Here is an 8,265-nt window from a genome sequence, read left to right on the forward strand (position 1 = left end):
GCCCGGAAGTGTTGCAAGCGACTTTGACAGCAGAATGTCAGGATTCGGCCGGGCAATCGTCGGATGGCCGCCGGATCGAGGGTGGCCGGCCGTCGCCAGCCGGTGTGCCGGCGGTCAGTGCAGGCCGGCCGATGCGATCGAGCGCACGGTGTCGGTGATGTTCACGCAGCGCGACAGGCCGAAATGCTCGGCTTCCCGGCGCTCCGGTTCGCTGCTCGCGATCCCCACCGCGCGTTCGGGCGGTACGCCGAGTGCCTGCAGTGCGACGTCGAAAGGATGCTGGTTTGATCCGGAGTCCTGCTGATTTGCGTCCGTGACGACGACCGAGAAGCGGTCGAGGTTCGCGCGGCCGAACTGGCCTTCGAACATGTCGCTGAGCCGTGCGGCCGGCAGCGTCGTGACGAGACCGAGTCGATATCCTTCTTCCGATGCCCGGTCGAGCCACTGGATGATCGCATCGCGTTGATGGCGCGATTCATGCGAATCCGGTGTTGCTTCGATTTGCGCGAATGCGGCGTCGAGACGGGTGACGATGGCTTCGATAACCACGGTGATTCCTCTTCAGAAACGTGATGATCCGTTCGCCGACGGGAATGCCACACACCTTAGCGTCGATCCTGAAAACGCGACCAATTAATATTTTTATCCAACCTATACGATTCGACTAATGAATCGGGGTGTCAGCCAGAACCGGCGCGGGATGCGTGTCGCGCGACATTTTTCGAGCGACATGCATCGCATCGACTGTTTTCGATGTGATGCACCAAAGTCGCGCACGTTGTGGATGCAACCGTTATATGCATATAAAAAAACGGCATATCGAGCGATGGCCGCCCGATATGCCGTTGTGCGATGCTGCGTGCGAGTCGTCGCTCAGTGCAGCTTGATCGACGGCTGGTTGCGGCTTTGCAGCCAGTGGCTCAGCGACTGGAACAGCGCACGCTTCACGCCGACCACGCTGAACAGGTGCTTGCGATACAGGAACTTGTACAGGCCGATCGCGGCGAGCCCGTCGACGATCAGCGAGCGCGAACGCAGGCCGAGGTCGGCCTGGTACACGGCGCCCGCATGCCCGAGCGACACGACGGTGCCTGCATCACGGAACGTGAAGCCGGTCACCGGCTTGCCGGCGACGCGGCGCGCGAACGCGTTGACCAGATACACGGCCTGCTGGTACGCAACCTGCGCGCGCGGCGGCAGGAAGCCGCTCGCACCAGCCGTCGGGCATGCGGCGCAGTCGCCGAACGCATACACGTGCGGATCGTCGGGTGTCTGCAGCGTATCGGTCACGATCACCTGGTTCGCACGATTGAGCGCGATGTCGCCGATTTCGCGCAGCATCGCGGGGCCCGCCACGCCGGCCGCCCAGATCGTGATGTCGCTCGCGAGCCGTTCGCCCGTCGCGGTCGTCACCGCATCCGCGCCGACTTCCGCCACGCGGGTATCGGTCAGCACGTCCACGTTCAGCGCGCGAAGCTGCGCGTGCATCTTGCCGGACAGCCGCGCGTCGAGTGCCGGCAGGATGCGCGGGCCGCCTTCGATCAACCGGATGTGCACGTCGCGTGCGGATACCAGCGCCTTGAAGCGGTACGTCGTCAGCTGCTGGATCGCATGCCGCAATGCCGCGGCCAGCTCGACGCCCGTCGCACCCGCACCGATCACGTTGATGCAGATCGGCGCCGCCCGCCGTGCGGGTTGCTGCTCGGCCAGGTGATTTGCCTTTGTGCAGGCCGCGAGGAACTTCCGGCGGAAATCCTCGGCCTGGTCGAGGTTTTCGAGCGGCAACGCATGGCGCGCGGCACCCGGCACGTTGAAGAAGTTCGTCACGCTGCCGACGGCGAGCACGAGGTCGTCATAGTCGAGCTCGCGCTGCGGCAGGATTTCCGTGCCGTCCGCATCCTGCACGGCCGCGACCGTTGCGGTGCGTGCCGCGCGGTCGACCCGCTGCAGCGCGCCCTGCACGAAACGGAAACCGTGGCGCTTTGCTTGCGCCGCGTACTCGATCGTGTGCGATGCCGGGTCGCGATGGCCCGATGCGGCTTCGTGCAGCAGCGGCTTCCAGAAGTGCGTCGGGTAGCGGTCGACGAGCACGACTTCGGCTTGGCCGCGGCGTCCGACCGTATCGCCGAGACGTGTGGCGAGGTGCAGGCCGCCGGCGCCGCCGCCGACGATCACGATGCGCGGCAGGCGCGGTGCGCGGTCCGTTGCAAGGTTGGGCGTGGTGTTGTCCATGTGGGGCTCCCGCTGAATGACGATTCGGATGACATTGCTCAAGAACCGACGATATAGTTTCGAACCCACTCGAACAATTTAATGTTTATAAGCGACTCATATGTATTCACTTATAGGAAAGACCGCGACGTTCCGGCAGCTGAAGGCGCTGGACATGATTGCGCGGCTCGGCAGCGTGTCGCGGGCGGCCGAGGAGCTGAACCTGACGCAGCCGGCCGTGTCGCTGCAGGTTCGCCTGCTCGAGGAGGCGGTGGGCGCCGCCTTGCTGCAGCGGGTGGGGCGCGGGGTACAGCTGACCGCGGCCGGCGAGATCGTGTCGCGCTATGCGCGCGAGATCCTGCATCTGTGGAGCGAGGCCGGCGACGAAGTGGCCGCGCTGACCGGCGATCTCGGCGGCACGCTGCGGATCGGTGCGATCACGACGGCCGAGTACCTGATTCCGCCGCTGCTCGTGAAATTCACCGCGACGCGTCCGCATGTGAAGACTTATTTCAAGGTTGGAAATCGCGACGACATCATCCGCATGCTCGCCACGCATGAAATCGATCTCGCGGTGATGGGCAGCGCGCCGAAGGAGTTGCGTACGCATGCGGTGGAGTTCGCGAAGCATCCGATGGTGTTCGTCGCGGCGCCTGGCCATCCGCTGATGCAGCGCAAGCGCATCTCGCTGAAGGATCTCGAATCCGCGCACCTGCTCGTGCGCGAACGCGGCGCGGGCACGCGCTCGACCGTCGAGAACCTCTTCAAGACGGCCGGCCACCGCTTCCATGTGGGCTCCGAACTGTCGAGCAACGAGGCGATCAAGCAGATGGCCGAAGCCGGGCTCGGTGTCGCGTTCCTGTCGTTGCACGCGTGTGCACTCGAATTGCGCACCGGGCTGCTCGGGCAACTGCCGTTCCCCGGCAACCCGATCGAACGCGAATGGTATGTGGTCACGCTCGCCGACCGGCGCATTTCGCAGGTCACGGGGCTGTTCCGCGATTTTCTGATCAAGCAGGGCGCGCCGGTGATCGACGGCGCGACGGTGGCACCGCACGAGCGGCGGCGCAAGTAGGTGGACGATGCCGGCGGTGCGGCCGGTCAGACGAGCCCGAAATCGTCGTTGCTGTCGGGGATCGACGCGAGCAGCCGTTCGAGCCGGTACCAGCCCACGATGCGCAGGCACCGGGCGGCTATCGTGGTGCGGTCGTTGCGGGAGCGGGAGCGGGGGCCGGACGAGGGGTGGGTGGCGGCGGGCGACGGCGCGGTGAGCGCGGCGCGTTGCGCAAGGCAGTGAGGCATGACGGTCTCCGTAGGTGTCGGATGGGGCCATCGTAAGCGGCACGGCGCCCGCCGGCGCACACGCAAGGATGGGCACGAGCAGAAACGGATGATCTTTTTCTGCTCGGCCCGGGTGAGCAGCCGGCAGGTCCGGCAGGCGGGCCGAAAACGCGTCACAATGCGCGTTCGATATTCCCATTCACCGGAGGAAGGCCATGAGCGATGCGATTCTCGCGGCGCCGACGGACAACGGCGTCCCGGTCAGCCTGCGCTCCAGCCGCGGGCTCGGCTGGCAGGGCTTCGGCGCGTCGCTGCTGGAAATCCGCGCGGGCACCTACCGGATTCCGGCGGCCGAGCATCATCGGATCGGCGTGCATATCGGCGGGCCTGTTCGCGCGGATTGCGTGTGCGACGGCGAACGCGTATCGCGCATTCAGGCGCATGGCGACGTCGACGTGATTCCGGCGGGCTTGCCCGGCCAGTGGACCGACAGCGCCGACTGCCGGATCCTGCACATCATGCTCAGCGACACGTTCGTGCGGCGCACCGTCGAGCAGCTCGAACTGAAGCCGTCGCAGGGGCAGATCCGCCGCCGGCTGCAGGTGCGTGACCCGCGCCTTCAGCACATCGCGTGGGCGATGGCGGCCGAACTCGAAGCGGACGACGCGTCGGATCCGCTCTATGCGGAAAGCCTGTGCACGGCGCTCGTCGCGCGGCTGGTCGACGGCCAGCCAGCGCTTCGCGAGCGCCGCCGCACGCTCGCGCCGAAGGCGGCCGCGCGCGTGATCGACTATGTCGAAGCGAATCTCGAGCGGCGCATGACGCTTGCCGAACTCGCGGCGCTCGTGTCGATCAGCGTCCCGCATTTCAAGGTGCTGTTCCGCGAAACGCTCGGGATGCCCGTGCATCAGTACGTCGTGCGGCGCCGGGTCGAGCGGGCGAAGGCGTTGCTGCTCGAAGGCCGGCTGAGTATCAGCCAGATCGCGCTCGAAGCCGGGTTTGCGCACCAGAGCCACATGGCGAACTGGATGAATCGCGTGGTGGGTGCGACGCCGACGGAGATTGCGCGATCGGGGGGGCGGGGTGGGTTGAGGCTGGCGTATAAGGGCGAGGACGGGGGGAAGAGCTGACGCATATCCTCGATGCGCGACAGTTGCCACGCCGCATTGAAGCGATATCGCTGCCCATTTGAACTGCTCGACCTCGATAAGATTAGCGGGACAGAAAATCTGCACTTGCATCCTTGATGTCTTCGTCAGAACTATCCAGAGCACGTTTCGCAAATTTAATCATCAACCCTCGATCCAGCTCACAACACAACTCTAGCAAACAGCGATACTCTTCATAACCCCCATTAACCAGCACCCCATCAACTTCTGCCTCGATATTTTTCATCACCCAATCAGGCGGTAATTCTAATATCAAATTTCTGCACTCTTCCGTGAAGCCATTTACATAGCTTGACATTGAGATCAACTGTTTAAAAAAATCAACCCTCTCTGACTCAGGGTAACTCAACACCAAATCGATAGCCATAGCCCTTTCCTCAGGCACGGAAAAGGCTCCCTGAATAAAAGAAACGGCAGATGTTTTTTTACAAACCCATCCCTCAATTTCACGTAGATCCGATAAGCCTCTTTAAGATTTTTCCACGAGTCATTTTCTTCATCTTTCATGATTAATTCTTCCGGGCCTTAATTCAAGGCATATTTTTGAATTTCTCGACAAATGTCTGTCCCGACATTCGCTTAGACGGACAAACTGTATGATGAGTTGCGGCATGCGACCCGCCAACGTCCTTGCCATCCGCAACGACCTCTATCCCGTCTGGGAGTTCCGATCCAGCTGGAAGCTTGTGATAGGTGCCTTATTGATATCACCGAATGTCGACGCTCCTCCTTCAGTAGTCGGCCCCACCATTCCAACTGCGTCGGCAATCAAGTCTGCGTTTTGTCCCGATTTTGTGTTAACGCCTTGAATTCTAGGTTCGCGCGGACCACTGGCATTACCAAATGCATATAAGTCGCATGTTGTCTTAGCCAAGCCCAGCGGATCAATCCACCCGGCCGGGTTCGGCGCGTACTGGAACGCGTTCAACCCTTCCGCCAGCCCGATCGGGTCCTTGCTGATGAGTCTCCCCGTGCCTGGACATAGTACCGATGCCGGCTGTAGACGAACCAGGGGCCGCTGACGCGGCCATCTCATTCATTTAAAGGAAATCCGAAACCAACTTAACCAAATCAGGGAAGAACGCGTCAAGCGCCATGCACAAATACTCTGGATCCCCATCGAATTTAAAGATATCTCCAGAAATCACTTTTCCCTCTTGATCCGTCAGATCGGCAGTTACCCTGTATTTATCACCCACACCTGTCAGATCAAGTGTTAGATCGATCTCCTTTGGGTAGAAGCTTACGTATGCCGTACCGCCGAGAGAGTTTTGGTAAAATCCTGAATTCGATGACTCAATATTAACCCTCTTTTCAATGGCACATTTTACCTTTGCTACATATTCTGACAAATAGGATTGGATATCGGTCGCCATCACTTTTTCCCCCGACCAGTGACTGCTCCCAATATACCTTCTGTCAGAGAATGCGTCGAGCTGCCTCCCCTGGACTTCGCCCAGTCTGTTAATTTGGAATCGGTCGGATCGTTTATCGGTCGAATGGTCACGTGACCATTCGGCTTATCATGCGTCGCTTGAAGCCCGCACGAACAAAGCTTGCCGATGTCCTGCTCAACATATTTCCCGCTGTCCAATCCCGCTTCCGAAGTGGCTGCCGACAAGCCCGGCTCTTTCCCATCGATTCGGGTCGTGTCTTTTCCTAAGCGCGGAGTCAAGCTATCGGGGGTCCCCGATGCATTTCTAAAGACAGTTCCGCTAGTTAGAACCTTAGGTTCAAAACCGGATAACCCAAGCGGATCAACCCACCCCGTTGGATTGGGTGCGTATTGATAGACGTTGATCCCACCGGCGAGCCCGATCGGGTCCTTACTGACGAACCGACCGGAGTATGGGTCATAGTACCGATTCCGGTTATAGTGCAGCCCCGTCTCGTGATCATGGTACTGCCCCTGGAACCGGATCGGATTGCGCACTTCCACGCGTCCATCGGAGGCCTTGCGAATCGCCTCCTGCGCGACACCCCAGGCGCGATACTCCGCCGCCCACGCAATCTCGCTCTGCTCGTCCGTCAGTTCCTGCGGCGTGCCCAAGTGATCGCACTGATACCAGGCTAAGCCGTCTATCGGTGGCGCGGGCGGTGGTGGCATCCACAGCGGGTCTTCGTCCTGCCGGTAGTAGTCGCCGTAGTCCGGCTGGTCGAGCAGTTCAATGGCGTCGTCGCGTACCGCCTGCGCCACCGGCACGAAGCTGCCCGGCTCGTACACGTAATGCGTGGTGCGCGCGCCAAAGCCATCCTCGTCGGCAATCTTGCTTTCCCACGCCAGCGTATCGCCGTCCCAGCCGTACAGCGTAAAGCCGCATTGCAGTTCGCGGTTACGCTTCACCCGCTCGGCGCGGTTCCAGTGCGGGCCGGCCTCGCGACGTTCCTCGTAGTGGGCCTTGCTGTACTTCGACAGGCGCCGGCCGAGAGCGTCGTAGGTGTAATCGACCGCAAGGCGCTCATCCTCGTAGTGTGTGAGCCGGTCGAACAGGTCCCAGGTGTAGCGGCTCTCCTTGCCCTGGTGCCAGCGCTTGCTGAGGTTGCCCCACGCGTCGTACTGGTAGTGGGTGCCGGCGTATTGCTTGAGCAGGTTGTCCAGCGCCTTGATGCGCGGCATGCGCTGGCGCTCGGCCTCGCGCTGTTCGGCCGGATCGATCAGGTTGCTGGCAGGGTCGAACGCGAAGGTTTCGTGGCCCAGGCGGCTTTGTGCCTCCAGCAGCCGGCCCACCGGATCGTAGCGGTAGGCCAGTTGGCCGCGCCGCGTGTCGTTGATGTCGGTGAGCTGGCCGCTGGCGTCGTAGCGGTAGCGGCGCACCAGCAGGCGGCTGCCGCCAGCGGTTTGCGTGGCCGGCTCTTTGGCCTCGTGGGCAAGTACCTGCTCGCTCAACCGCCCCATGGCATCCCACTGCTGCTTCTGCAGCAGGCGATTGCCCTGGGTGCGGACGATTTCACGGTGCAGGTCGTCGCGCTCGTAGCTGACCAGTTCGCGCTCGTTCAATTGCAGGGCCAGCAGGTGTCCGCTGCCGTAGGTGAGCCAGCTTACGCGGTGCCCATCCGGGCGCACGGTAGCGATACGCTGGTTGAGCGCGTCGTATTCGTGCTGCCACACGCCGACCAGCGGCTTGCCGAGGCAGATGTAGTGCTGGTGCTCGCGCACCAGGTTGCCGGCCGCGTCGTGGAACCATTGCAGTCGGCTGTCGGCGTTGGTGGCCAGCGCCAGGTTGCCGTTGAGGTCATACGCGAAGCGTTCCACCTGCCAGGCTTGCTCACGCGGCGGCGTCTCGCCGGTTTGCAGCGCCGCGCGCCGCTCAGCGAGGCGGCCCATTGCATCGAAGGTGTAGGCGGTGATGCGCTGCCCGTCCACCGCGCGCGCCAGCTTGCCGGTTTCTTCCTCGTACTCGTAGCGCGTGGTGGCGCCATCAAAGCCGGTTTCGGCGAGCAGGCGACCCACCGGATCGTAGTGGAACTCGGCTTCGCGGCCGTTCTCGTTGCGCAGCGCGGTGAGCTGACCGAGCTTGTCCCACTGGTAGCGCAGGGTCTGGCCGGCCGCGTCCACCCGGCTGGCGAGCAGCCCGGCCTCGGTGTAGTCCCATTCGGTACGCCG

The 8,265-nt window shown here is 62.4% G+C and carries 9 protein-coding genes; 2 read left to right on the forward strand and 7 right to left on the reverse strand.

Going from position 1 to position 8,265, the window contains the following annotated elements; translation table 11 throughout:
- Window positions 1-114 precede the first annotated feature (114 nt).
- Both ABY44_RS34540 and ABY44_RS34545 read right to left on the reverse strand, forming a co-directional pair.
- Window positions 115-549: a hypothetical protein gene (locus ABY44_RS34540; protein WP_021158004.1), complete on the reverse strand. Its 435-nt coding sequence runs from the start codon at window positions 547-549 to the stop codon at window positions 115-117.
- Window positions 550-873: 324 nt separating this feature from the next.
- Window positions 874-2,232, reverse strand: coding sequence for an NAD(P)/FAD-dependent oxidoreductase (locus ABY44_RS34545; protein ID WP_060172371.1), 1,359 nt, complete (start codon window positions 2,230-2,232; stop codon window positions 874-876).
- 100 nt (window positions 2,233-2,332) lie between these two features.
- On the opposite strand from ABY44_RS34545, the gene ABY44_RS34550 reads away from it, so the two are divergent.
- A complete protein-coding gene (locus ABY44_RS34550; RefSeq protein WP_021158002.1) occupies window positions 2,333-3,286 on the forward strand; it encodes a LysR family transcriptional regulator in 954 nt (317 codons plus the stop codon).
- A 26-nt stretch (window positions 3,287-3,312) separates the two neighbouring features.
- Here the strand turns inward: ABY44_RS34550 and ABY44_RS34555 are convergent, their stop codons facing one another.
- Window positions 3,313-3,513, reverse strand: coding sequence for a hypothetical protein (locus ABY44_RS34555; RefSeq protein WP_081072660.1), 201 nt, complete (start codon window positions 3,511-3,513; stop codon window positions 3,313-3,315).
- Between the two features lie 194 nt (window positions 3,514-3,707).
- On the opposite strand from ABY44_RS34555, the gene ABY44_RS34560 reads away from it, so the two are divergent.
- A complete protein-coding gene (locus ABY44_RS34560; protein ID WP_060172367.1) occupies window positions 3,708-4,622 on the forward strand; it encodes an AraC family transcriptional regulator in 915 nt (304 codons plus the stop codon).
- Between the two features lie 82 nt (window positions 4,623-4,704).
- Here ABY44_RS34560 and ABY44_RS34565 read toward each other — a convergent pair whose 3' ends face one another.
- The 4 genes from ABY44_RS34565 to ABY44_RS34580 all read right to left on the reverse strand — a co-directional run.
- Window positions 4,705-5,028, reverse strand: a complete 324-nt coding sequence (locus ABY44_RS34565) for a hypothetical protein (RefSeq protein ID WP_431643434.1) — start codon at window positions 5,026-5,028, stop codon at window positions 4,705-4,707.
- A 282-nt stretch (window positions 5,029-5,310) separates the two neighbouring features.
- Window positions 5,311-5,697 carry an RHS repeat-associated core domain-containing protein gene (locus ABY44_RS34570; RefSeq protein WP_081072659.1) on the reverse strand — a complete coding sequence of 129 codons (387 nt, stop codon included), beginning with the start codon at window positions 5,695-5,697 and terminating at the stop codon, window positions 5,311-5,313.
- A 4-nt stretch (window positions 5,698-5,701) separates the two neighbouring features.
- Complete coding sequence (locus tag ABY44_RS34575) at window positions 5,702-6,037, reverse strand: hypothetical protein (protein WP_155637890.1); 336 nt, start codon at window positions 6,035-6,037, stop codon at window positions 5,702-5,704.
- Window positions 6,037-8,265: RHS repeat-associated core domain-containing protein (locus tag ABY44_RS34580; RefSeq protein WP_431643436.1), on the reverse strand; the 2,229-nt coding region annotated here is incomplete at its 5' end. The genes ABY44_RS34580 and ABY44_RS34575, both read right to left, overlap by 1 nt.

This window comes from Burkholderia sp. ZZQ-2 (genome assembly GCF_050768715.1).
GTDB classification, from domain to species: domain Bacteria; phylum Pseudomonadota; class Gammaproteobacteria; order Burkholderiales; family Burkholderiaceae; genus Burkholderia; species Burkholderia cepacia.